Genomic DNA, 22220 nt, shown 5'->3' on the forward strand with positions numbered 1-22220 from the left:
AGGTCGTACGTAGGCCGGGCAGCCACACGCCGCCCGGCAAACGTGTGCCAGGGTTAACCCTGACGCAAATTCTGCGCCGCTTTCACCATATTTGCCAGTGCGGCGCGCGTTTCAGGCCAGCCGCGGGTTTTCAGGCCGCAGTCCGGATTCACCCACAGGCGCTCAGCCGGAATACGCTGGGCCGCTTTTTGCAGCAGGCTTTCAATCCACTCCACGCTCGGGACGTTCGGGGAGTGAATGTCATAGACGCCCGGCCCGATCTCGTTCGGGTAGTCGAACTCTTCAAACGACTCCAGCAGCTCCATATCCGAGCGTGAGGTTTCGATGGTGATCACGTCAGCATCCAGCGCGGCGATGGCGTCCATGATGTCGTTGAACTCGCAGTAACACATATGGGTGTGGATCTGGGTCTCATCCTTCGCCACCGCAGCGTTGATGCGGAACGCTTCCACGCCCCACGCCAGGTAGGCATCCCAGTCGCTGCGACGCAGCGGCAGCCCTTCGCGCAGTGCCGGTTCGTCAATCTGAATGATGCCGATACCGGCGGCTTCCAGATCCGCCACTTCGTCACGCAGCGCCAGCGCGATCTGCTTCGCGATAGTCTCACGCGTCACATCCTCACGCGGGAAGGACCAGCAGAGAATGGTCACCGGCCCGGTCAACATGCCTTTTACCGGTTTGTCGGTCAGGGACTGGGCATACTTCGCCCACTCGACGGTGATCGCTTCCGGGCGGCTGACGTCCCCGATCACCACCGGCGGCTTCACGCAGCGGGAGCCGTAGCTCTGCACCCAGCCATTCTGGGTAAAGACGAAACCGTCCAGATGCTCACCAAAATACTCCACCATGTCGTTACGCTCGGCTTCGCCGTGGACCAGCACATCCAGCCCCAGGCGCTCCTGCTCCAAAATCGCCTGCTTGATGTGTTCAGCGATGCCGGTGCGGTAGTTGCCTGCATCCAGATTGCCCTTTTTGAAGTCCAGACGCAGGCCGCGGATCTCCGTGGTCTGCGGGAAGGAGCCGATAGTGGTGGTCGGCCAGGCCGGGAGCTTAAAGCGGGCACGCTGGGCTTCAGCACGCACCTCATAAGGACTCTGACGCTGGCTCTCCTTCGCGGTGATGGCGGCCAGACGTTTCTCAACGGCCGGGTTATGCACGCGGGTAGAGTGGCGGCGGGCCTGAATTGGCGCGCTCCAGGCGGTAATCGCCGCCGTGTCGCCCGTATTTAGCGCATCGCGCAGCAGTGCCAGCTCTTCACATTTTTGCAGGGCGAAGGCAAACCAGCTCTTCACTTCGGCATCCAGACGGGTTTCGACGCTGAGATCGATCGGGCTGTGCAGCAGGGAGCAGGATGAGGCGATCCACAGATCGCGTTTGCCTATGATGTCTTTAATCTGACCATATTTTTCCGTCAGATCGGCGCGCCAGACGTTGCGACCGTTCACCAGCCCGGCAGAGAGCAGCCAGTCGGACGGCAGACGGGAATGGAGTTCTGCCACGTCATCTTTACCGTGCACCAGATCAACATGCAACCCCTGCACCGGCAGCGCAGTGAGGGTATCGAGATTTGGTGTTACCCCTTCAAAATAGGTGGTGAGCAGCAGCTTAACCTGCCCCGCGAGGGCGTCGTATGCCGGTTTGAAGGCATCCAGCCATGCCTGTGGCAGCTCCAGCACCAGCGCCGGTTCGTCGATCTGTACCCACTCAACGCCCCGTTTCGCCAGTTCGCCCAGCACCTGCTGGTACACCGGCAGGATCTCATGCAGCAGGCTCAGGCGATCAAACTGTTCGCCCTTCACTTTACCCAGCCACAGGTACGTTACCGGCCCCAGCAGAACAGGTTTCACCTGATGGCCGAGGGCCAGGGCTTCGTCCACTTCATCCAGCAACTGGGTCCATGTCAGTCTGAACTGCTGGCCCTTCACGAACTCCGGCACCATGTAGTGGTAGTTGGTGTTGAACCACTTGGTCATCTCTGCCGCCGCCGCGGGTTCACCCGTTGGCGCACGGCCACGGCCAATGCGGAACAGGGTGTCGATATCTACCGAGCCATCTTTGCTCTGATGACGAGCCGGCACGTTGCCAAGCAGCAGGCTGGTGGTCAGAACATGGTCGTACCAGGCGAAATCGCCCACCGGCAGCAGGTCAATGCCCGCCTGCTTCTGCTGATCCCAGTGGCGGGCACGGAGTTCACGCCCCACCGCCAGCAGTTCATCACGGGTGGCATTACCCGCCCAGTAGCTTTCGAGCGCTTTTTTCAGCTCGCGGCGCAGGCCGACGCGCGGGAAACCGAGGGTGTGGTTGCGAATTGTCATGATGTGCTCCTTATGGAATTTTCAGTATTTAGCCGTCCAGATGTTTACACTTCCATAATGTGTAGGTACTGTATATTCCTCAAGCGCAAATTGTTCATGGCGAAGTGAAGGACATTCATGATCGAGATAAAACACCTGAAAACGCTCCAGGCGTTGCGGAACTGCGGCTCTCTTGCGGCGGCGGCGGCGGCGCTGCACCAGACGCAATCCGCCCTTTCCCACCAGTTCAGCGATCTGGAACAGCGCCTTGGCTTTCGTCTGTTTGTGCGTAAGAGTCAGCCGCTACGCTTCACGCCGCAGGGTGAGATCCTGCTGCAGCTGGCGAATCAGGTGTTGCCGCAGATCGCCAGCGCGTTGCAGGCCTGCCATGAGCCCCAGCAAACCCGGCTGCGCATCGCCATTGAGTGCCACAGCTGTATCCAGTGGCTGACCCCCGCGCTTGAGAACTTCCGCCAGAGATGGCCGCAGGTGGAGATGGACTTTAAATCCGGCGTGACCTTTGACCCGCAGCCGTCGCTCCAGCAGGGCGAGCTGGATCTGGTCATGACCTCGGATATTCTGCCGCGCAGTGGCCTGCACTATTCGCCAATGTTTGATTTTGAAGTACGCCTGGTGCTGGCCCCGGATCATCCGCTGGCTGCCAGAACGCGCATTAAGCCAGAAGATCTGGCGACCGAAACGCTGCTGATCTACCCGGTCCAGCGCAGTCGTCTGGATATCTGGCGTCACTTCCTGCAACCGGCGGGTATCAGCCCGCAGCTGAAAAGCGTGGACAATACCCTGCTGTTAATTCAGATGGTGGCAGCCCGCATGGGGATTGCCGCATTACCACACTGGGTGGTGGAGAGTTTTGAACGCCAGGGCCTGGTGGTGACCAGAACCCTGGGTGAGGGATTGTGGAGCCGGTTGTACGCCGCCGTGCGCGATGGCGAGCAGCGTCAACCGGTTACCGAGGCCTTTATTCGCTCAGCGCGGAATCACGCTTGCGATCATCTGCCGTTTGTCCGGAGCGCGGAGCGACCCAACGGCGATGCACCCACAGTGAAGCCAGGATCACCGTCCCCCCAATAATGAAGCTCGGCCAGTGCGGTTGTTCCTGCCAGATGGCGAGGTTCACCAGCAGGCCTGCCGGGACGTGAACGTTGTTCATAATCCCAAGCGTCCCGGCGTCCACCTGCGTGGCGCCGTAGTTCCACATGAAGTAACCCAGCCCGGATGCCACCACTCCCAGCCAGACCAGCACGCCCCATTGCACTGAAGTGGTCGGCAGTTTTTGTGGGTTCCCCAACATGAACCATGCCGCCACTGCCACAATCGCCGCCCCCATATAAAACCAGGCAAAGGCGTTGTGCTGCGGCATCGGACGGGTTTCCATCAAACGCTTATACCCCACCATGCCGATGGCAAAGCTGATGTTGGCGAGCTGGACGAACATCAGCCCGGTCCAGAAGTGGTCGCTCACTTTGTCATAGCGAATGATCGCCGCGCCCAACACCGCCAGCGCCGCGCTCAGCAGGTAGCCCCAGCGCAAACGGCGTTTGCTCAGCAGGTCATAAATCAGCGTGATATAGAGCGGCGTGAGCACGGTAAACAGCAGGAATTCCGACACCGACAGGTAGACGTAAGCGCGGAAGCTGAACAGGTACATGATGCCGAGCTGCATCGCGCCTACCAGCATGTACAGCAGAAGGGTTTTCAGCGTTTGTCCGCGCGTACGCAGGAACGGCAGGAACACCAGCGCCGCCAGCCCCACGCGCATCAGCACCGAGAAATAGCTATCGACCGAACCGGCAAGGTATTCGCCAATCAGGCTAAAGGAGAAGGCCCACAGAATAGTGGTGATAATGAGTAGCGCCACAATGCTTGTCTCTTGAAAAGATGGACAGGCATTGTAGCGAACTCCTTGGTTGACAACTGAACGTTAAACAACCAAATGAAGATTATTCAAGAAACAGCTTACGCAGGTATTTTGGTACCGCGTTATCACCGTTGGTGCCGATCACTTCCAGCTCCGGGTGCAGATCTTTCAGGCGCTGGTGGGCGTTTTCCATGATGCAGCCCTTACCCGCCATGGAGAGCATTTCGGCGTCGTTCATGCCGTCGCCAAAGGCGATGCAGTCCTTAAGATCAAAGCCTAAACGTTTGGCTACCGCTTCCAGGGCATGCCCCTTGGAGACGCCGCCCGCCATCACTTCCAGGCAGGTCAGCGTGGAGAAGCTGACGTTAACCCGATCGCCCCAACGGGCGTTAATCGCCTGCTCCAGCGGCAGCAGCGCTTCGTGGCTGTCGGTGGTGAAGAACACCTTGCTGATGCCTTCCGGCTCCAGCAGGCCCGGCTCATACAGCGAATAGTTGAATACCGCCTCTTTAAAGAAGCGCATCTCGTCCGGGCGGTGACGGTTCATAAACCACTCGTCGTCACGATAGACGTTGGTGATGATGTCGGGGTTGTTGTGCATGATCCCGAACAGATCGGTGGCGATGTCGCGATCGAGGTTATGGGTGAAGATCAGATTCCCGTCCAAATCGTGCACGCGGGCGCCGTTGGAGGTGATCATGTAGGATTTGATCTCCAGATTATCGCGGATCTGCCCCACATCAACGTGGTGGCGGCCGGTGGCGAAGACAAAGTTCACGCCACGGGCAGTCAGGAGTTTTAAGGTCTCTTTCGCGTAGGGCGATAAAGTGTGATCGGGGGAGAGCAGCGTGCCATCTAAATCAGACGCGACAACCTGGTACATAGAAAAATTTAACCTCTGGTGAATATCAGTTATGCCTGTCGAAAAAGTCGACGATGGCGTGGAGTGCGACTGAGCGCATGGCGTCCTTTTCGAAAAGGATCTCATGGTACGCGCCGTTTATGACCAGCGGTTTACCCCCTTCGCAAGGGTGACCGGCTGCGGCTCGCAGTTCACAAAAGCGGTCGTGCATGCGGTTATCCACTACCCGCTCCTCTTCAGCCTGAAGGATGAGCGTGGGCGTATCGTCCTGACCGGCACCCGCCAATACCTCTTCACCCGCCAGAATACCTTCGCGTACCCAGTGCCAGGTAGGGCCGCCAACGCGCAAGCGCGGTTCATCGGCATAAAAACGCAGGTTGCGGCGATAACGCTGCTGGCTATGGGTTAAGGCGTTGATGGCAAAAGGCAAAGCCCGCCAGCGTCCTGTTCCGATGGCGTAGCCTTCACGAATGCGCTGATGGCCCTCAGCCCAGTCGAGAAGATGGCGCACCATCCAGTCCGGAAAACGTATCACAATGCCATACATCGGCGCGGTAAGCGCAATGGCATCGCACTGGTGATCGTAGCGCTGCAAAAAGAGCGTAGAAATGGCGCCGCCCATGGAGTGCGCAAGAATATAGCGCTTGCGCCACGGGCCGGGCTGCACTTCCTGCTGCCAGAATGCGGCCAGATCGTCGACGTAATCGCTGAAGTTTTCCACGTGGCCACGATGGGTATCCGGCAACATCCGACCGGAAAGCCCCTGCCCGCGATGGTCGATAATTAACACATCAAAACCCAGATGGAACAGATCGTACGCCAGCTCGGCATATTTGATGTAGCTTTCGATACGCCCAGGGCAGACGACAATCACCCGGTCATTTTTTTCATCACGGAAACGAACGAAGCGTACCGGGATATCCCCGACGCCCGTAAACTCATCTTCCTCGCGCTGACGCCAGAAATCGGTCAACGGTCCCATGGAGAAAGCAGCAAATGCCTTTTCTCGCGTTTCCCAGTCCTTATTCAGCTGAAACATCGGGTTTACGCCCCTGTAAGCCAAGGAATATCGTTTTTTTGTGACAGGCCGTAAAATGACGCAACATTAGCGTATTGTGGCATAAAAATAGACGATTCGGGAGTTTCAAATGACCTTTGAGTGGTGGTTCGCCTACCTGCTGACATCCATTATCCTCAGCCTTTCACCGGGCTCAGGGGCGATCAATACCATGACCACCGCCATGAACCACGGCTATCGCGGCGCAGCGGCGTCGATTGCCGGCTTGCAAACCGGGCTGGCTATTCACATTGTGCTGGTCGGCGTGGGGCTCGGCACGCTCTTCTCCCGTTCGGTGCTGGCCTTCGAAGTGCTGAAATGGGCCGGGGCAGCCTATCTGATCTGGCTGGGTATTCAGCAGTGGCGCGCCGCAGGGTCCCTTGACCTCAACACGCTCGCCCAGACGCAAAGCCGGGGAAAACTGTTTAAGCGGGCAGTGTTTGTGAACCTGACCAACCCGAAGAGCATCGTCTTCCTGGCGGCCCTGTTTCCGCAGTTTATCGTGCCGCATCAGCCCCAGATCATGCAGTACGTGGTGCTCGGCGTGACCACCATTGTGGTCGATATCATCGTGATGATTGGCTATGCGACGCTGGCTACGCGGATTGCGGCATGGATTAAAGGGCCTCGTCAGATGAAGGCCCTGAATAAAGTGTTCGGTTCGCTGTTTATGCTGGTGGGTGCGCTGCTGGCATCAGCAAGGCACGCTTAACGCGACAGGATCAGATGAATGCCAAAGCCGGCGAATAACGCGCCGGCAACGCCGTCAATCCACTTCGCCAGACGTTGATAGCCGCGTCGCATGGAGGGTAACGCAAACAGGCTTGCTACCACGGTGAACCAGGCAAACGTCTCCAGGACGATCAGCAGGAAGATGCCCCAGCGCGCCCCGGCACCGACATCCTCACCCACGAACAGTGAAAATACCGAGCCGAAATAGATAATGGCCTTTGGATTAGCCAGGTTCGTCAGCAGCCCTTTCACAAAGCTGCGTCCGCTGGCCGCCAGCTCCATTTTTGGCTCAGACGCTTCGCTGTCCTCTTTTTTGAACGCCCCGCGCAGCATCTGATAGCCCATCCAGCACAGATAGAGGCCGCCGCCGACCATAATGATGTTATGCAGCCAGGCCATCTTAGCGAGGATCAGGTTCAGGCCCAGCAGTGCCAGGGCAGCCCAGACCATAACGCCAAGGGTAATGCCCAGCACACCCATCATCGCCTCTTTGCGCGAACGGCTCACCGCCGTTTGGGACACGAAGAAAAAGTCGGGGCCAGGGCTCATCAGCGCCACAATATGCACCAGCGCCACGGTCAGAAACAGGGTTAACATAATTAACTCGCGGGGAAATAGTTCAGGGAGCAATCATCCTGGCACTTTTTTGCCGGGCTGACTACTCCTCATCATCACCATCGGTATGAGAACGAATAAGCGCCATAAACTCTTTGCCGAAGCGCTCCAGTTTGCGGGTGCCCACGCCATTGACGCTGAGCATTTCGCTGGCGCTGAGCGGCATCTGCTCGGCCATCTCAATCAGCGTCGCATCGTTGAACACTACATAAGGCGGGATATTCTCTTCATCCGCAATGGCTTTGCGCAGCTTACGCAGCTTGGCGAACAGCTTGCGGTCATAGTTGCCGCCGTAGGATTTCTGCATCACACGCGGTTTCAGCGCCACCACGCGCGGCACGGCAAGCTGCAATTCGACTTCGCCGCGCAGCACCGGACGGGCGGCTTCGGTCAGCTGCAGCGCGGAATGCTGGGCAATGTTCTGGGTCGCAAAGCCCAGGTGGATCAGCTGACGGATAACGCTGACCCAGTGCTCATGGCTCTGATCGCGGCCAATGCCATACACCGGCAGCTTGTCATGCCCCATCTCGCGGATACGCTGATTGTTAGCACCGCGCAGCACTTCCACCACGTAGCCCATCCCGAAGCGCTGATTGACGCGGCCAATGGTGGAGAGCGCCTTACGCGCGTCCATCAGCCCGTCGTACTGCTTCGGCGGGTCGAGGCAGATATCGCAGTTGCCGCACGACTCCTGGCGCCCCTCGCCAAAATAGTTCAGCAGCACCAGACGGCGGCAGGTTTGCGCTTCGGCAAAGGCGCCCATCGCGTTGAGCTTGTGACGCTCGATATCCTGCAACTGCCCCTGGGGTTTCTCTTCCAGGCAGCGACGCAGCCAGGCCATATCCGCCGGATCGTAAAACAGCATCGCCTCGGCGGGCAGGCCATCACGCCCGGCGCGGCCCGTCTCCTGATAGTAGGATTCGATATTGCGCGGAATGTCGAAATGCACCACAAAGCGCACGTTCGGCTTGTTGATACCCATCCCGAAGGCGACAGTCGCCACCACAATTTGCAGGTCGTCGCGCTGGAATTTCTCCTGCACGTCGGCACGGATGTGGTTTTCCAGCCCCGCATGATAGGCCGCGGCGCTGAAGCCACGGCTTTGCAGACGGGCGGCGGTGTCTTCAACCTTCGCCCGGCTGTTGCAGTAGATAATGCCGGATTTGCCGCGCTGCTCCTGCACATAGCGCAGCAGCTGATCCAGCGGCTTAAATTTCTCCATCAGCATATAGCGGATGTTCGGGCGGTCGAAGCTGCTGACCTGAATCAGCGGATCGTTGAGCCCCAGCAGACGCACGATGTCCTGCCGGGTGGTGTCGTCGGCGGTAGCGGTAAGGGCCATAAACGGCACCGACGGGAAGCGCTGACGCAGCTGACCGAGGGCGGCATACTCCGGGCGGAAATCATGCCCCCACTGGGAGATACAGTGCGCTTCATCTACCGCCAGCAGTACCGGATTCCAGTGCGCCAGATGCTCAAGGAAGTTATCCAGCATCAGGCGCTCCGGAGCGATATAGAGCAGACGAACCTGCCCGGTGCGGCACCCGGCCATCACCTCCTGCTGCTGCTCGCGGGTCTGGGTAGAGTTGAGGCAGGCCGCCGCCACGCCGTTCGCCAGCAGCTGGTCGACCTGGTCTTTCATCAGCGAGATCAGCGGTGACACCACCACCGTCAGACCATTCAGTACCAGCGCGGGAACCTGATAGCACAGCGATTTACCGCCGCCTGTCGGCATGACCACCAGACAGTCACGCCCCTCAAGGGCCGTGTTTATGATGGTTTCCTGGCCCGGGCGGAACTGGTGATAGCCAAAGGTTTCATGCAAAACCTGTTTAGCCAGCGACTCCTGATTAACGACTTCCGCCTGCACCACATCAACCCCATTTGCCCGAAATTAAAACAGGCGCTATTTTCAGCGCCTGCGAGAGAAACTTCAACGTTTAAGAGAAAAACATTCGAGGAGGCTAGAAAAGATCGTTCAGCATCACGCCCACACCCACGCGGGTCTGGTTGAAGTTGTAGTCGATGAGGGATTCGCCATAGCCGCTATAGACCTGGGTATACAGACGAACATGTTTGGTCAGCGGGTAGCTGACGCCCATCTCTGCACCACCATAGCCGGTGTTCCAGTTGTACTGCCCCTTCACGCTGAGCACCGCTTCACCCAGCTGATAGCCCACCCGCAGCTGGTAGTAGCCCATGTATTTGGTGATATCCGGATTATCGTCGGTGTTACCCACGACATACCAGGGTTTCACCTCCACCAGCCAGTTGCCGTTCTGCGCCATCAGGCGGCTATAGATACGGTTCCAGCTGCGCGAGGTGGGGTCGGAGCGCCCGTTGGATTGATGGTTGTAGCCAAACTCCACGTCCCGCAGCGTCCAGCCCGCCAGCGAGTAGTCGGTGGCAAACCCGAGAAAGAGCTGGGGCTCGTAGTTGGTCTCGCGGAACGGTGACGATTCATCGCTGTTAGATAACTGCCACCATGACTTCTGCGTATAGGAGGCGCCCAGAATGGAATTCTGCCCCAGAATACCGCGCCACAGCGGGAAGGCGAGACTCAGCTGGAATTTCACCTCATCTTTCTGCGAATCGTCGGCCCAGTCATAGGTTTTGATCGCCTCTTTATTGAGGTCGCTGGTCACGGTATAGATCAGATAATTGCTGTCGTAAGGATAGAGCGTAAAAGGATTATCGTGCTCCTCCAACAGGTTAGCGATGATGCTGCCCCGCACGGCAGGCACCTCCTGAGTTGTCGCGTCCTGCGCAAATGCCGAAAGAGGCAGCGCAGCCGCCGCCATGAGTACGGCCTGATATGTCCGCATCGGTGATGCTCTCCTGCAAAGCGTTTTAATGAGAAATATTTTGATCCCTTTTAGCATATTTAATGGTGAGTAGCTTCACCTGTGCTCCGAATCTGGCAATTCAATTTGATGGGGCATAAAATCAACATTCTTTTAACAATAAGGATGTGACGTGTTATGTCTGCCACGCTTACTGCCGAAGAAGCGCTGAAGCTTGTCGGCGAGATTTTCGTCTACCACATGCCGTTCAACCGTGCTCTGGGGCTGGAGCTGGAGCGCTACGAAAAAGATTTCGCCCAACTGAGCTTTAACAACCAGCCAATGATGGTCGGTAACTGGGCACAAAGCATTTTGCATGGCGGCGTTATCGCCTCCGCCCTCGACGTTGCTGCCGGTCTGGTCTGCGTTGGCAGCACCCTGACCCGCCACGACACCATCAACGAAGATGAGCTGCGCCAGCGCCTGTCGCGAATGGGAACCATCGATCTGCGCGTCGATTATCTGCGCCCGGGTCGCGGCAATCGCTTCACTGCCAGCAGCAGCCTGCTGCGTGCGGGCAATAAAGTCGCCGTCGCCCGCGTGGAGTTACATAACGAAGATCAGCTCTATATCGCCAGCGCAACTGCCACATATATGGTGGGTTGAGACGGTAAAATCGGGTAAAATTGCGTGACATATTTGTAACGGATTTTCCTGATGGATGCTAAACAGACGCGGCAAGGCGTTTTACTCGCGCTTGCCGCTTATTTTATTTGGGGTATCGCGCCCGCGTACTTCAAGCTGATTCACTACGTTCCTGCCGATGAAATTCTCACTCACCGCATAATCTGGTCGTTTTTCTTTATGGTGGCGCTGATGAGCGTAAGCCGTCAGTGGTCAGGGGTGAAAACGCTTCTGCAAACGCCTAAGAAAATTTTCCTGCTGGCGCTCTCCGCCGTATTGATTGGCGGTAACTGGTTGCTGTTCATCTGGGCGGTGAACAACCAGCATATGCTGGAGGCGAGCCTCGGCTATTTCATTAACCCGCTGGTGAATATCGTGCTGGGGATGTTGTTCCTCGGCGAGCGCTTCCGTCGGATGCAGTGGCTGGCGGTGCTGCTGGCCTTTTGTGGTGTGCTGGTTCAGCTGTGGACCTTTGGCTCGCTGCCGATCATCGCTCTGGGGCTGGCGTTCAGCTTCGCCTTTTATGGTCTGGTACGTAAAAAAATCGCCGTCGAAGCGCAAACCGGGATGCTGTTTGAAACCCTGTGGCTGCTGCCGGTAGCCGCCATTTATCTGTTTGCTATCGCCGACAGCAGCACCAGCCACATGGGCAGCAACCCGTGGACGCTGAACGTAATGCTGATGGCGGCCGGTGTGGTCACGACTATCCCGCTGCTCTGCTTTACCGGTGCGGCAACGCGCCTGCGTCTGTCGACGCTGGGCTTCTTCCAGTATATCGGCCCGACGCTGATGTTCCTGCTGGCGGTGCTGTTCTACGGCGAAGTGCCGGGGGCAGATAAGATGGTGACCTTTGCGTTTATCTGGGTGGCGCTGGCGGTGTTTGTGGCGGATGCGATTTATACCCAACGCAGGACACGTAGAGGACTATAGTATTGCCCTCACCCTCTCCCACAGGGAGAGGGAATCCGATCGTAGGCCGGGCAAGGCGTAGCCGCCACCCGGCACAACACTCAAAGCCAGTTACGGCGCTTAAAGTAGAGATACGGCGCCAGCCCGGCAAGCACCATAAAGACAATCGCCCCCGGGTAGCCAAAGCTCCATTTCAGCTCCGGCATAAACTCGAAGTTCATCCCATAGCTGGACGCCACTAAGGTAGGCGGCAGGAAGACTACCGACACTACCGAGAAGATCTTGATGATGCGGTTCTGCTCGATGTTGATAAAGCCCATCGCCGCCTGCATCAGGAAGTTCACCTTCTGGAACAGGGATTCGTTGTGCGGTAGCAGGGATTCGATATCGCGGAGGATCTCACGCGCCTGCTCCAGCTGCCCACCCGGCAGACGCGCCTTGCGTACCAGGAAGTTCAGCGCGCGCTGGGTATCCATCAGACACAGCCGGACTTTCCAGCCGATATCTTCCAGCTCTGCCAGCGTTGACAGCGCTTCGTCATACTCATCACCCTGATGCCCTTCCATGATCACCCGGCTCAGCTCTTCCAGATCGCTGTAGATGTTCTCAATCTCATCCGCCAGCTGTTCGATTTTGGTTTCAAACAGGTCGAGCAGCAGCTCGTAGGCGTTGCCGTCCACCATCGCCTGGTTACGGGCGCGCATACGGTAGAGGCGGAACGCAGGCAGCTCACGCTCACGCAGGGTAAACAGGCGGCCATCGCGGATGGTGAATGCGACGGTGGAGTTACCGGCGTGATCTTCTGCATCTTCAAAGAAGAAAAAGGAGTGAATATGCAGGCCGTCTTCGTCTTCGAAGAAACGGGCCGATGCTTCGATGTCTTCCAGTTCCGGGCGGGTGGCCAGGCTTTGTCCGAGCTCAGATTGTACGCGCAGGCGTTCGTCGTCATCCGGTTCGACCAGATCCACCCAAACGGCATCAATGAGGGGTTGTGACTCTTCAGCTTCAAGCCGAATCAGTCGGTTTTTTTCCAGTTGAAATGCGCTCAGCATGACCGGGACTCCCAATGCAAAAAATATCGGACAGTTCGGTGGGCACACAGAAACAATTTGGGTTTCAGACCATTAAACAGCCTGACTCAGCGCGACGGGAAGAAGTGTCGCTGACAACCACTAAGGCCATCAGCGTGAGGAGATAGCCTTAGGAGTTGTTCCTGGATGACAGCGAATTGAGCCAGTATCTACTGGGTGTGTCCAAGGCGAATGTCCTCTTAGCGTAATCGTGCGCGCATGTTACGCCAGCAGTAACGGCGGCGTCAACTCGCAACGGAACGCTGAAGGGTAATAAATAGCCTTATACATATAAGGCTAGCAGATAGTTACAAAATAGTGATATTTTTCTGAAAGTTACACGGTTTCCAGCTTGGCGTAAGCGGCCACCAGCCATTTGATGCCCTGCCCCTGGAACGCCACCTGCAGACGGCTGTGCTCGCCACTGCCTTCCAGATTGACGATGGTGCCTTCGCCAAATTTGGCATGGCGAACACGCTGGCCCAGCTTAAAGCCGCTGTCGCTTTCCGAGACCGGCGTCCCCAGACGCTGATGGCTCACCGGGCGGCTGATGCTGGCGCGCAGGCGTACCTCTTCCACGCACTCCTCCGGCAGCTCGCCGACAAAGCGTGACGGGCGGTGATAGACCTCTTTGCCGTACAGACGGCGGGTTTCGGCATAGGTCAGGGTCAGCTTTTGCATCGCGCGGGTCACGCCCACATAGGCCAGACGACGCTCCTCCTCCAGACGGCCGCCCTCATCCAGCGACATCTGGCTCGGGAACATCCCCTCTTCCATGCCGACGATAAACACCTGCGGGAACTCCAGACCTTTGGCCGAGTGGAGGGTCATCAGCTGCACCGCGTCCTGCCAGGTGTCGGCCTGCCCTTCGCCCGCCTCCAGCGCGGCATGGGACAGGAACGCCTGCAGCGGCATCAGGTCTTCATCTTCTTCGTTGTAGCTGAACTGACGCGTGGCGGTCACCAGTTCCTCTAAGTTCTCAATACGGGTCTGGCCCTTCTCGCCTTTCTCCTGCTCATACATCATGCGCAGGCCGGAGTCTTTGATCACCCGGTCGGTCTGAACGTGCAACGGCATGTCGGCGGTTTCTTGCGCCAGAGCTTCGATAAGCTCCAGGAAGCGCTGCAGCGCGCTGGCTGCGCGTCCGGCAAGCGCCCGCTCCTGTAGCAGCTCGCGACTCGCCTGCCACAGCGTCAGCTGGCGATCCCGGGAGGTCTGACGCACCACATCCAGGGTGCGATCGCCGATGCCGCGGGTTGGCGTGTTGACCACGCGCTCGAAGGCCGCATCGTCGTTGCGGTTGGCGATCAGACGCAGATAGGAGAGCGCGTCTTTGATCTCCTGACGTTCGAAGAAGCGCATGCCGCCGTAGATGCGGTAGGGCATGCTGGCCTGTAGCAGCGCCTCTTCCAGCACACGCGACTGGGCGTTGCTGCGATAGAGAATGGCGCACTGCTCCAGCGCCCCGCCGTTGTCCTGCCAGGTTTTGATCCGGTTGACCACAAAGCGGGCTTCATCCAGCTCGTTAAAGGCGCAGTAGAGAGAGATCGGCTCGCCGTCGATGCCCTCGGTCCAGAGCTTTTTGCCCAGGCGGCCATTGTTATTTTCAATCAGGGCGTTGGCGGCGCTCAGAATGTTGTTGGTGGAGCGGTAGTTCTGTTCCAGGCGAATGGTCTCTGCGCCCGGGAAATCTTTGAGGAAGCGCTGGATATTCTCGACCTGCGCGCCGCGCCAGCCGTAGATCGACTGGTCATCGTCGCCGACGATCATCACTTTGCTGGAGTCGCCCGCCAGCAGGCGGATCCACGCGTACTGAATGTTGTTAGTATCCTGGAATTCGTCCACCAGGATGTTGGTAAAGCGTTCGCGATAGTGCTGCAGAATATGCGGTTTGTTCAGCCACAGCTCATGAGCGCGCAACAGCAACTCGGCAAAATCCACCAGCCCGGCGCGATCGCAGGCTTCCTGATAGGCCTGGTAGACCTTCTGCCAGGTCTGCTCAATCGGATTACCAAAGCTCTGGATATGGTGCGGACGCAGCCCTTCGTCTTTCTGGCTGTTGATGTACCACATCGCCTGACGCGGCGGCCACTGCTTCTCGTCGAGATTCATCGCCTTGATCAAGCGCTTCAGGAGACGCAGCTGATCTTCGCTGTCGAGGATCTGAAAGTCCTGCGGCAGGTTGGCGTCCAGATGGTGCGCACGCAGCAGGCGGTGCGCCAGCCCGTGGAAGGTACCCACCCACATGCCGCCCTGGCTGGTGCCCATCAGCTGGGCGATACGGTGGCGCATCTCCGCCGCCGCTTTGTTGGTGAAAGTCACCGCCATAATGGAGTATGGCGAGCAGTTCTCCACGCTCTGCAGCCAGGCGATACGGTGCACCAGCACGCGTGTCTTACCACTGCCCGCCCCTGCCAGCACCAGCATATTGGTGCGCGTCGCGGCAACCGCGTCACGCTGTTTGTCATTGAGGCTGTCGAGCAGGTAAGAAACGTCCATTGGCACCGTCACGTAGTAATCAGGAACACTGCAAAACGCCCGCTGGCGCTTCGCTTACCGGGTCTTCGACCGCAAAACCCTGGTAATTTATACAATATTACTGGTGATTATATCAGCGTGGTGAGGGATGCCAACCGTGAAATTTCCAGGTGCGGCAGCAGACGGCTGTCCAGGGTGGTCATCAGATCGGCATTTTCAGGCTTGATCCAGCAGGCCTGCATGCCGCAGCGGATCGCCCCTGCAACATCGGTGGTCAGGTCATCGCCCACGTGAAGAATATTCCCCAACGGCAGGTCGAGCTTCTCCGCCGCCAGATGGTACATATCGTTAAACGGCTTCGAGCGCCCATGCGGGCCTGCGCGCAGCACAAACTGGAAGTAGTCGCCAAGGCCGAACAGTTCCGGCTGGGCATTGCCGTTGGTGATAGCCACCAGCGGCCACTTTTCGGCAAGCGCAGCCAGCGTGTCGTGCGACTCCTGTGGGACGTCGATACGGCTGCGCCATGTCGCGAAGTGCGCCATCGAGGCTTCTGCGCCAAGCGCGGCCTCGGCAGCGGTCAGACCCGCGTTGAGCATAGCCAGCTCAACGGCCCGACGGCGCCATTCCGTCACATCGTGATAGATTTCCGGTTCGGTCTGCCGTAACGCCTGGCGCAGACGGTGGAACTCTTTGTTTTCCAGCGTTTTTAACGCCGGATGGTAGTTTTGCACAAACGCCAGCGCTTCCTGCTCGGTACGCAGGATCACCTGGCGGTTGTCGTAAAGGGTGTCATCAAGGTCAAACGTCAGGGCAGAGATTTGGCCTAATGGACGATAAAAACGCATTATTTCCCCCGTTTGGCGCGTGGATGCGCCGCGTCGTACACCGAGGCAAGGTGTTGAAAATCGAGATGGGTATAGATTTGGGTGGTGGACAAATTGGCGTGGCCCAGCAGCTCCTGGACGCCACGCAGGTCACCGCTGGACTCCAGCATGTGGGTGGCGAACGAATGGCGCAATTTATGGGGATGAACATGGCTGTTCAGCCCCTGCTTAATCCCCCACTCGGCAAACCGTTTTTGCACGTTACGCGCCGAGATGCGCTTGCCCAGCTTCGAGAGGAACAGCGCATCGTCTTCGGTACCGAACAGGCCGCGCAGATCGAGCCAGTGCTCAATCCACACCACGGCATTGCGGCCAATGGGCAAGCGCCGCTCTTTGCTGCCTTTGCCCATCACCCACACTTCCCCGGTATCCAGATCGAGATGTTTGATATCCAGGTTAACCAGCTCGGAAAGACGCAGGCCGGCGCCGTACATCACCTCAAGCATGGCGCGGTCACGCACCGCCAGCGGATCGTTGAGATCGATATCCAGCAGGCGGTTAACGTCATCCACGTCGATATTTTTGGGCAGATGGCGCGGCGCTTTCGGGGCGGCGATCCCTTTGGCCGGATTGGCGCTGAGTTCGCCCTGGCTGACCAGCCAGTCAAAGAAGCTGCGCAGTGCCGAGAGCCGAAGCGCAAGGCTGGCCGGGCCTAGCCCTTTACGACGGCTGCGAACGGCAAACGTGCGCACCGTGGCGGCATCACATTGTTGCCAGCTCGTCAGGCCGATTTCATCGGCTAACTGCATGATGGCATCAAGCTGACGCTGATAGTTCAACAGGGTGATCGGGCTGAGCTGGCGCTCAACGCCCAGATAGCGCAGAAAACGGGTAACGGCAGGTGCCAGCTGAGCGTCCGTCATACGCGTTCAATCCAGCGCTCCAGCAGCTCGGGCAGCATCTGCGCAATCTCCTGCAGCAGTTGTGTGCCTTGTCCCTGCTGGTAATGATGCGGATCGCGGCTGGTAAACAGCATCACACCAAGCTCGCCGTCGCGCCCCATCAGGGACATGGCTACCGACCCGATAGCTTTGGCCTCTGGCAGCACCACCAGGAGCTCAGGACCATTCAGCTGCCCAAGATAGTGGTTCGCTTGTCCCATACGCTGAATGCGCAGCGGCTCAAACGCCTGACGCGACAGGGCCAGATGGGTAAAACGTGAGGGCGCGCCAATGCGCCAGCGGTCCGGGAAGAGGCGTATCGTGGCGCCCGCCAGCCCCAGATCCCGCGCCCAGCGATGCAAACGAAGAAGAAATTCGTCCAGGCTGCTGGCCGACGCCAGTCGGGATTGCAGGTGCAGGAGGCGATAGAACAGCCCTTCATTACTGCTCGCCTGCTCCATCAGCAGGGAGATGTTCTCTTCAAGATGGTTAATATGGTTGCGCGCGCGCGCCATATGCCACTCAACCAGCGAGACCGTACCGCGGACCGGGTGCGGGACGCGCATCTCTTCAACGACACGCGCATTGCGAATAAAGAAATCAGGATGGCGCAGCAGGTAATCAACAACCGCCCGGTCGTCCATTGCCGTCAGCGTCTCCTGCAGTTCTTCTCCTGGTTGTTTCATAGATGGATAAACCCGTCATAAACTTGTGTCGCCGGGCCGGTCATATAGAGCGGCTGGCCCGGGCCTTTCCAGGCGATATCAAGACGCCCGCCTGGTAAATCCACGCGAACCTCTGGTGCCAGTAAACCCTGCGTAATCCCCACCGCGACGGCCGCACAGGCACCGCTGCCGCACGCCTGCGTCTCGCCTGCGCCACGTTCAAAAACGCGCAGACGAATGTGTTCGCGGGTGAGAACCTGCATAAACCCAATGTTGGCGCGCTCAGGGAAACGCTCATGGCTCTCCAGCACCGGGCCAAGGGTTTCGACGGGCGCCGTCGCCACGTCATCAACCTGGATCACGCAGTGCGGGTTCCCCATGGAGACCACGCCGCACAAGACTGTCTGTTCCGCCGCGCGCATGATATAGGTCTTTTCCGCTTTGTTGGCGCGGAACGGCACCTGCGAGGGTTCGAAGTTTGGCTCGCCCATATTCACCCGCACCAGCTCGTCGTCGGTCACGCTCAGTACCATCCGTCCGTTGGCGGTGCTGACGCGAATATCGCGCTTGTTAGTGAGCCCCTTCAGACGGACGAAACGGGCAAAACAGCGCGCGCCGTTGCCGCACTGGGAGACTTCGCTGCCGTCGGCATTAAAGATACGGTAGTGAAAATCGAGATCCGGATCGTAGGGCGGCTCAACCACCAGCAGCTGATCAAACCCCACCCCCAGGTGCCGATCGGCCAGACGGCGGATCAGCTCAGGGGAAAAGAAGACATTCTGCGTTACCGCGTCGACGACCATAAAGTCATTGCCAAGGCCATGCATCTTAGAAAACTGCATTATTTACTCCATTGCGCGGACAGGAGCGCTTGTCAGTAATTGGCCTGGCTTGGACCGTTGTTATCGCCACGATCGTTACGATCCGGCATAGTGGTTTGCACTGGGCTTTCCACTTTTTTGGTCGGTGGCGGCGCGGTTTCATCTGCTGGCGGGAAATAGAGCGGCCCTTTCAGACCACATCCGGTCAGACTAAACAGCGTAAGGAGAACGGCAAGCGTTCGAAAAACGTTTTTCATTATCATGTTGCCTGTAAGTTCAAATCTGTTTTCTATCATCGCAGGAGAAGGCACAAAAGCAAGAGTTTGCCGCTAACCTGCAACCGGAATTATTTAGCGTTATACTGCCGCCATCACGAAAAACAGGAACAGAACCATGAATGACAGTGAATTCCATCGCCTTGCCGATAACCTGTGGCAAACCATCGAAGAACGCCTGGATGACTGGGATGGCGACAGCGACATCGATTGTGAAATCAATGGCGGCGTGCTGACCATCAGCTTCGAAAACGGCAGCAAAATCATTATTAACCGCCAGGAGCCGCTTCACCAGGTGTGGCTCGCCACCAAACAGGGCGGCTACCACTTCGACCTGAAAGGCGACGAGTGGATTTGCGATCGCAGCGGTGAGTCCTTCTGGAATCTGCTTGAGCAGGCAGCAACGCAGCAGTCGGGTGAAGAGGTGAGCTTCCGCTAAGGCTGTTTTGCCGGATGGCGCTTCGCTTATCCGGCCTACGGGTTCGTGCCTTTGTAGGCCCGGTAAGCGTAGCGCCACCGGGCAATGGCCGTCAGGAGAAATACTGCTGCAACAGCGGGGTGCTGGCGTCCTGTCTGTCAGGGACGACCGGGGTAATCGCCTGGGTGCGGAACGGGATCACCTGCGCACGGCCATCCACCTTCACAATCTGATAGAACTGCGGCAGGTTAAAGTTGATAAAACTTGAGCCGTAGGTGAAGCGGTCATGGGAAGAGGAGTAGAAGCGGCTGACGTCGCGCACCAGCTCCTCTTTGCTGCCTTCACAGTGGTGATACACCTCGGCGCGGTTGGTTTCGTCGAGGATGTAGATATTGAACCCGGCATCCTCCCCCGTCTCTTCAAAGAAGAACTGAATAATCCCTTCACTGGCGAAGCCGTCCACCACCTGCGGCAGTTTAACGTGGTTGGTCTCAACCTGTACCGACAGACCGTGCAGCTTGTTATGCGAAATGGCGCCGTAAAACTCGATAGCGTTTTCCAGCTTCTGCACCGAGACGTTCAGACGTTCAAAGAAGAGGCCCCAGGTCTGGCCGGAGACGCGCAGCGCTTTAAAGCGCCCGGTTTCCTGACGGGTACTGGAGAGGCGCAGATCGATACATTCAGAGACCAGCTGCTGTACGCGGGTACGGATCAGGCCGCGCAGATGCTGGCTGTAACAGAAGACCTCGACGCTGTCCGGCGGCGCAGCATCCTGGTGCATTTTGCCGAGAATCGTTTTCAGCGCTTCGATCATCGCCTGCTCGCCGTTGAAGTGCAGGGTACGCACTTCGTTCCACGAGTTGCGGTAGAGCAGATCGACGCTGCCCACCAGGCAGTTTTGCTGCTCGCCAAAGCTGAAGACGTCCAGCTTGCGGAAATCGAAATGGACCACCTGATTGCGGAAGGCCGCCGTCGGGTCATATTCCAGGTTGACGATAATTGCCAGATGGCGAATTTCGCACGGGCTGTAGAGCGCTTTCGGCGTCGGCGCAGGCAGACGCAGCGGGAAGTGGTGCGACACATCCGCCACCATCTCCTGCAGTTTAGCCAGATCGACAATCTCGTTACCTTTAATAAACAGGCGGGTACGTGACGTCAGCAGGCCGTTAAACCAGGCCCACGCCACCAGCTTGTTCAGGTAACGGTTATATTCCAGCGGCTGATGGCTGATGATCGAATCCATGCTTGGGGCACGGTTGTAGAGATACCAGCCGGTACGGTTCGCACGACCCGGTGGAACATAGATAAAGGTCAGGTTCGGTTCAGACAGGTCCGGCGAAATCTGTGGGTTCACCAGCGTCACTTTACCCGGCAGCGCTTCAAACGCCGCGTACAGCTTACGGGTCAGCACCCCGATGTCCTGCGGGCTGGCGGAAACGCTGAGGTTGTTACGACGGGCAAAGCGGATCAGGTTACGGTAGCTCTGCATCATCGCATCGAGCAGTTCGTTGTGCGCTTCACGCACCTGATCGATCTTCCAGTTGGCGCGGTTATCCAGCATCGACAGGCGCTCTTCGTCCCATCCCCACTCTTTGACTAACTGACTGACCACTTCACGACGCCAGCCAACGCAGGCGCGCTCGCGACTGAGCTTCTCACAGACTTTGAGATAGAAACATCGACGGACCAGGTCGAGACGGGTCGGATCGTCGATGGCTTTCAGGTATTCGGTGACGCGCTCGAGCATCATGCAGTAGGCATCAAGACCGAAAGAGACGATCTCGCCGTCATGCAGACGCTGTTTAATGTCTTTCGCCAGCAGGCGCGGGGTCGGATATTCCCAGGAATAGGCTTCGAGCAGCAGCGTTTTCAGCACCGCTTTGTACGGGGAATCGATACTTTTATAGAGCTGCCACAGGCTGGCGCCGAAGTACTCTTCCGCAGAGAGCGAGCTCAGGCCGCCCAGATCCAGCCACTCGTTTGGCGTCAGGACCCCCTGGGCATAGAGCTTCATGACGTAGTCGTCGTAATGCTCTTCTTCGTCGCACGGCACCATACTCCACAGGATACGCTTCCCGGCCAGGCGCACGGCGGTACGGTAAAACTCATCCAGCAATAAGATGTGCTGGGTCGAGCCGCAGTCTTCGCCTCCCAGACTGCCGCTTTCATTATGGCGGAAACGGTTTTCATCAATCAGGAAGAAGCTGACTTCCACGCCGAGCGATGCCGCCCAGCTCTCCAGCAGGCTGCATTTACGCTGCAGCAGTTGACGTTCTTCATTATCAAGCCAGGATTGATGACAGACCCAGATATCGAGATCCGACGAGCAGCTCTGCCCTACCGAAGAGGTGCTGCCCATGGTGTAGACGCCGGTGATAGGCAGTTCGCCTTTTGGCGACTCCTGCGCTGGCATACCGCGATAGAGTTCCAGCTCTTTCAGATAGTGCTGTTGGGTTTCATCAGGCGTGAAAAGGCAGATGCCTTTGGGAACGTTACCATCAAGGTAACCCGGCATCAGCGGATGGTGATAATGCAACAATGTCGGCAGTAGACTGTAAACCTGCTGGAAAGCAGGTCCCATGGCAGCAAGCGCGCGATCGACGCGCAGTTGATTGATGGCATCCAGTCGCTGTTTCAGAGTCTCAATATAGAGGTACAAGACGTATCGCCTGATGTTCAGAAAGCGCTCACCTTCAGCAAGACCGAGGATTACGCATTCACAGTATTTCGAAAGTAGCCGTCGCCCTTTTTCGCCCTTATCTTTATGGTCTCGGAGACGAAAAAATGGTCTAAAACGTGATCAATTTAACACCTTGCCGTTTGACCGTAAAGAAAGATGCGCTACATACAAGTGTAGCACCGTTCTGTACGTGTAAATTCCTGAATACGGCAGCAGGCAACCTGTATCGCAGC

Annotated in this window: 21 protein-coding genes; 5 read left to right on the top strand and 16 right to left on the bottom strand. The window is 57.8% G+C overall.

Annotation, left to right across the window (positions count from 1 at the left end):
* Window positions 1-53: 53 nt before the first annotated feature.
* A complete protein-coding gene (gene metE / locus DVA44_RS22645; RefSeq protein WP_114388238.1) occupies window positions 54-2315 on the bottom strand; it encodes a 5-methyltetrahydropteroyltriglutamate--homocysteine S-methyltransferase in 2262 nt (753 codons plus the stop codon).
* Window positions 2316-2432: 117 nt separating this feature from the next.
* On the opposite strand from metE, the gene metR reads away from it, so the two are divergent.
* Window positions 2433-3386 (top strand): HTH-type transcriptional regulator MetR, encoded by a 954-nt coding sequence (gene metR / locus DVA44_RS22650; protein ID WP_114388239.1) that lies wholly within the window; start codon window positions 2433-2435, stop codon window positions 3384-3386.
* On the opposite strand, the gene DVA44_RS22655 is transcribed toward metR, so the two are convergent.
* The 3 genes from DVA44_RS22655 to pldB all read right to left on the bottom strand — a co-directional run bounded on the left by DVA44_RS22655 (window position 3274) and on the right by pldB (window position 6074).
* Window positions 3274-4173, bottom strand: a complete 900-nt coding sequence (locus tag DVA44_RS22655) for a carboxylate/amino acid/amine transporter (protein WP_114388241.1) — start codon at window positions 4171-4173, stop codon at window positions 3274-3276. The two genes, metR and DVA44_RS22655, sit on opposite strands and share 113 nt — an antisense overlap.
* A gap of 82 nt (window positions 4174-4255) precedes the next feature.
* The gene (gene yigL / locus DVA44_RS22660; protein WP_103177433.1) at window positions 4256-5056 is read right to left on the bottom strand and encodes a sugar/pyridoxal phosphate phosphatase YigL; all 801 of its coding nucleotides are present in this window, start codon (window positions 5054-5056) and stop codon (window positions 4256-4258) included.
* A 25-nt stretch (window positions 5057-5081) separates the two neighbouring features.
* Window positions 5082-6074 (bottom strand): lysophospholipase L2, encoded by a 993-nt coding sequence (pldB, locus tag DVA44_RS22665; protein ID WP_114388243.1) that lies wholly within the window; start codon window positions 6072-6074, stop codon window positions 5082-5084.
* A gap of 109 nt (window positions 6075-6183) precedes the next feature.
* Between pldB and rhtB the strand changes: the two genes are divergently transcribed.
* The gene (gene rhtB, locus DVA44_RS22670; protein WP_114388245.1) at window positions 6184-6804 is read left to right on the top strand and encodes a homoserine/homoserine lactone efflux protein; all 621 of its coding nucleotides are present in this window, start codon (window positions 6184-6186) and stop codon (window positions 6802-6804) included.
* Here rhtB and rhtC read toward each other — a convergent pair.
* The 3 genes from rhtC to pldA all read right to left on the bottom strand — a co-directional run bounded on the left by rhtC (window position 6801) and on the right by pldA (window position 10264).
* Window positions 6801-7421: a threonine export protein RhtC gene (rhtC, locus tag DVA44_RS22675; protein ID WP_114388247.1), complete on the bottom strand. Its 621-nt coding sequence runs from the start codon at window positions 7419-7421 to the stop codon at window positions 6801-6803. The two genes, rhtB and rhtC, sit on opposite strands and share 4 nt — an antisense overlap.
* Window positions 7422-7482: 61 nt before the next feature.
* Window positions 7483-9312, bottom strand: a complete 1830-nt coding sequence (gene recQ, locus DVA44_RS22680; protein ID WP_103825341.1) for an ATP-dependent DNA helicase RecQ — start codon at window positions 9310-9312, stop codon at window positions 7483-7485.
* A gap of 91 nt (window positions 9313-9403) precedes the next feature.
* Window positions 9404-10264 carry a phospholipase A gene (pldA, locus tag DVA44_RS22685; protein WP_114388249.1) on the bottom strand — a complete coding sequence of 287 codons (861 nt, stop codon included), beginning with the start codon at window positions 10262-10264 and terminating at the stop codon, window positions 9404-9406.
* 156 nt (window positions 10265-10420) lie between these two features.
* Between pldA and yigI the strand changes: the two genes are divergently transcribed.
* Complete coding sequence (yigI, locus tag DVA44_RS22690; RefSeq protein ID WP_114388251.1) at window positions 10421-10888, top strand: acyl-CoA thioesterase YigI; 468 nt, start codon at window positions 10421-10423, stop codon at window positions 10886-10888.
* A 51-nt stretch (window positions 10889-10939) separates the two neighbouring features.
* The gene (gene rarD / locus DVA44_RS22695; RefSeq protein WP_103825339.1) at window positions 10940-11836 is read left to right on the top strand and encodes an EamA family transporter RarD; all 897 of its coding nucleotides are present in this window, start codon (window positions 10940-10942) and stop codon (window positions 11834-11836) included.
* Between the two features lie 80 nt (window positions 11837-11916).
* On the opposite strand, the gene corA is transcribed toward rarD, so the two are convergent.
* From corA to DVA44_RS22730, 8 genes are all read right to left on the bottom strand, one after another.
* Window positions 11917-12867, bottom strand: a complete 951-nt coding sequence (gene corA / locus DVA44_RS22700; RefSeq protein WP_039031208.1) for a magnesium/cobalt transporter CorA — start codon at window positions 12865-12867, stop codon at window positions 11917-11919.
* Between the two features lie 148 nt (window positions 12868-13015).
* A complete protein-coding gene (ysgD, locus tag DVA44_RS26130; protein WP_212743980.1) occupies window positions 13016-13072 on the bottom strand; it encodes a YsgD/CorL family protein in 57 nt (18 codons plus the stop codon).
* A 149-nt stretch (window positions 13073-13221) separates the two neighbouring features.
* Window positions 13222-15384 carry a DNA helicase II gene (gene uvrD, locus DVA44_RS22705; RefSeq protein ID WP_114316423.1) on the bottom strand — a complete coding sequence of 721 codons (2163 nt, stop codon included), beginning with the start codon at window positions 15382-15384 and terminating at the stop codon, window positions 13222-13224.
* Window positions 15385-15491: 107 nt separating this feature from the next.
* The gene (gene yigB / locus DVA44_RS22710) at window positions 15492-16208 is read right to left on the bottom strand and encodes a 5-amino-6-(5-phospho-D-ribitylamino)uracil phosphatase YigB (RefSeq protein WP_114388252.1); all 717 of its coding nucleotides are present in this window, start codon (window positions 16206-16208) and stop codon (window positions 15492-15494) included.
* A complete protein-coding gene (xerC, locus tag DVA44_RS22715; protein ID WP_114316422.1) occupies window positions 16208-17110 on the bottom strand; it encodes a tyrosine recombinase XerC in 903 nt (300 codons plus the stop codon). The genes yigB and xerC overlap by 1 nt, the downstream gene beginning before the upstream one ends.
* Window positions 17107-17814, bottom strand: coding sequence for a DUF484 domain-containing protein (locus tag DVA44_RS22720; RefSeq protein WP_103825334.1), 708 nt, complete (start codon window positions 17812-17814; stop codon window positions 17107-17109). The genes xerC and DVA44_RS22720 overlap by 4 nt, the downstream gene beginning before the upstream one ends.
* On the bottom strand, window positions 17811-18635 hold the full coding sequence (gene dapF, locus DVA44_RS22725) for a diaminopimelate epimerase (protein WP_114388254.1): 825 nt from the start codon (window positions 18633-18635) through the stop codon (window positions 17811-17813). Before dapF ends, DVA44_RS22720 begins: the two co-directional genes overlap by 4 nt.
* 32 nt (window positions 18636-18667) lie before the next feature.
* The gene (locus DVA44_RS22730; protein WP_114388255.1) at window positions 18668-18871 is read right to left on the bottom strand and encodes a lipoprotein; all 204 of its coding nucleotides are present in this window, start codon (window positions 18869-18871) and stop codon (window positions 18668-18670) included.
* A gap of 136 nt (window positions 18872-19007) precedes the next feature.
* Between DVA44_RS22730 and cyaY the strand changes: the two genes are divergently transcribed.
* The gene (gene cyaY / locus DVA44_RS22735; protein WP_114388257.1) at window positions 19008-19328 is read left to right on the top strand and encodes an iron donor protein CyaY; all 321 of its coding nucleotides are present in this window, start codon (window positions 19008-19010) and stop codon (window positions 19326-19328) included.
* A 91-nt stretch (window positions 19329-19419) separates the two neighbouring features.
* Here cyaY and cyaA read toward each other — a convergent pair whose 3' ends face one another.
* Window positions 19420-21966, bottom strand: coding sequence for a class I adenylate cyclase (gene cyaA, locus DVA44_RS22740; RefSeq protein WP_103177448.1), 2547 nt, complete (start codon window positions 21964-21966; stop codon window positions 19420-19422).
* Between the last annotated feature and the right edge of the window lie 254 nt (window positions 21967-22220).

Source organism: Leclercia sp. W17, assembly GCF_003336325.1.
In the GTDB taxonomy this organism is placed as follows: Bacteria; Pseudomonadota; Gammaproteobacteria; order Enterobacterales; family Enterobacteriaceae; genus Enterobacter.

Bases quoted from the DNA above. Each gene is read 5' to 3' on its own strand.
- DVA44_RS22720 (WP_103825334.1), bottom strand. From the start codon at position 17,814: ATGAAACAACCAGGAGAAGAACTGCAGGAGACGCTGACGGCAATGGAC.
- yigI (WP_114388251.1), top strand. From the start codon at position 10,421: ATGTCTGCCACGCTTACTGCCGAAGAAGCGCTGAAGCTTGTCGGCGAG.
- yigL (WP_103177433.1), bottom strand. From the start codon at position 5,056: ATGTACCAGGTTGTCGCGTCTGATTTAGATGGCACGCTGCTCTCCCCC.
- yigB (WP_114388252.1), bottom strand. From the start codon at position 16,208: ATGCGTTTTTATCGTCCATTAGGCCAAATCTCTGCCCTGACGTTTGAC.
- rarD (WP_103825339.1), top strand. From the start codon at position 10,940: ATGGATGCTAAACAGACGCGGCAAGGCGTTTTACTCGCGCTTGCCGCT.
- rhtC (WP_114388247.1), bottom strand. From the start codon at position 7,421: ATGTTAACCCTGTTTCTGACCGTGGCGCTGGTGCATATTGTGGCGCTG.
- dapF (WP_114388254.1), bottom strand. From the start codon at position 18,635: ATGCAGTTTTCTAAGATGCATGGCCTTGGCAATGACTTTATGGTCGTC.
- metR (WP_114388239.1), top strand. From the start codon at position 2,433: ATGATCGAGATAAAACACCTGAAAACGCTCCAGGCGTTGCGGAACTGC.
- corA (WP_039031208.1), bottom strand. From the start codon at position 12,867: ATGCTGAGCGCATTTCAACTGGAAAAAAACCGACTGATTCGGCTTGAA.
- uvrD (WP_114316423.1), bottom strand. From the start codon at position 15,384: ATGGACGTTTCTTACCTGCTCGACAGCCTCAATGACAAACAGCGTGAC.
- pldA (WP_114388249.1), bottom strand. From the start codon at position 10,264: ATGCGGACATATCAGGCCGTACTCATGGCGGCGGCTGCGCTGCCTCTT.
- metE (WP_114388238.1), bottom strand. From the start codon at position 2,315: ATGACAATTCGCAACCACACCCTCGGTTTCCCGCGCGTCGGCCTGCGC.
- rhtB (WP_114388245.1), top strand. From the start codon at position 6,184: ATGACCTTTGAGTGGTGGTTCGCCTACCTGCTGACATCCATTATCCTC.
- cyaY (WP_114388257.1), top strand. From the start codon at position 19,008: ATGAATGACAGTGAATTCCATCGCCTTGCCGATAACCTGTGGCAAACC.
- DVA44_RS22730 (WP_114388255.1), bottom strand. From the start codon at position 18,871: ATGAAAAACGTTTTTCGAACGCTTGCCGTTCTCCTTACGCTGTTTAGT.
- xerC (WP_114316422.1), bottom strand. From the start codon at position 17,110: ATGACGGACGCTCAGCTGGCACCTGCCGTTACCCGTTTTCTGCGCTAT.
- pldB (WP_114388243.1), bottom strand. From the start codon at position 6,074: ATGTTTCAGCTGAATAAGGACTGGGAAACGCGAGAAAAGGCATTTGCT.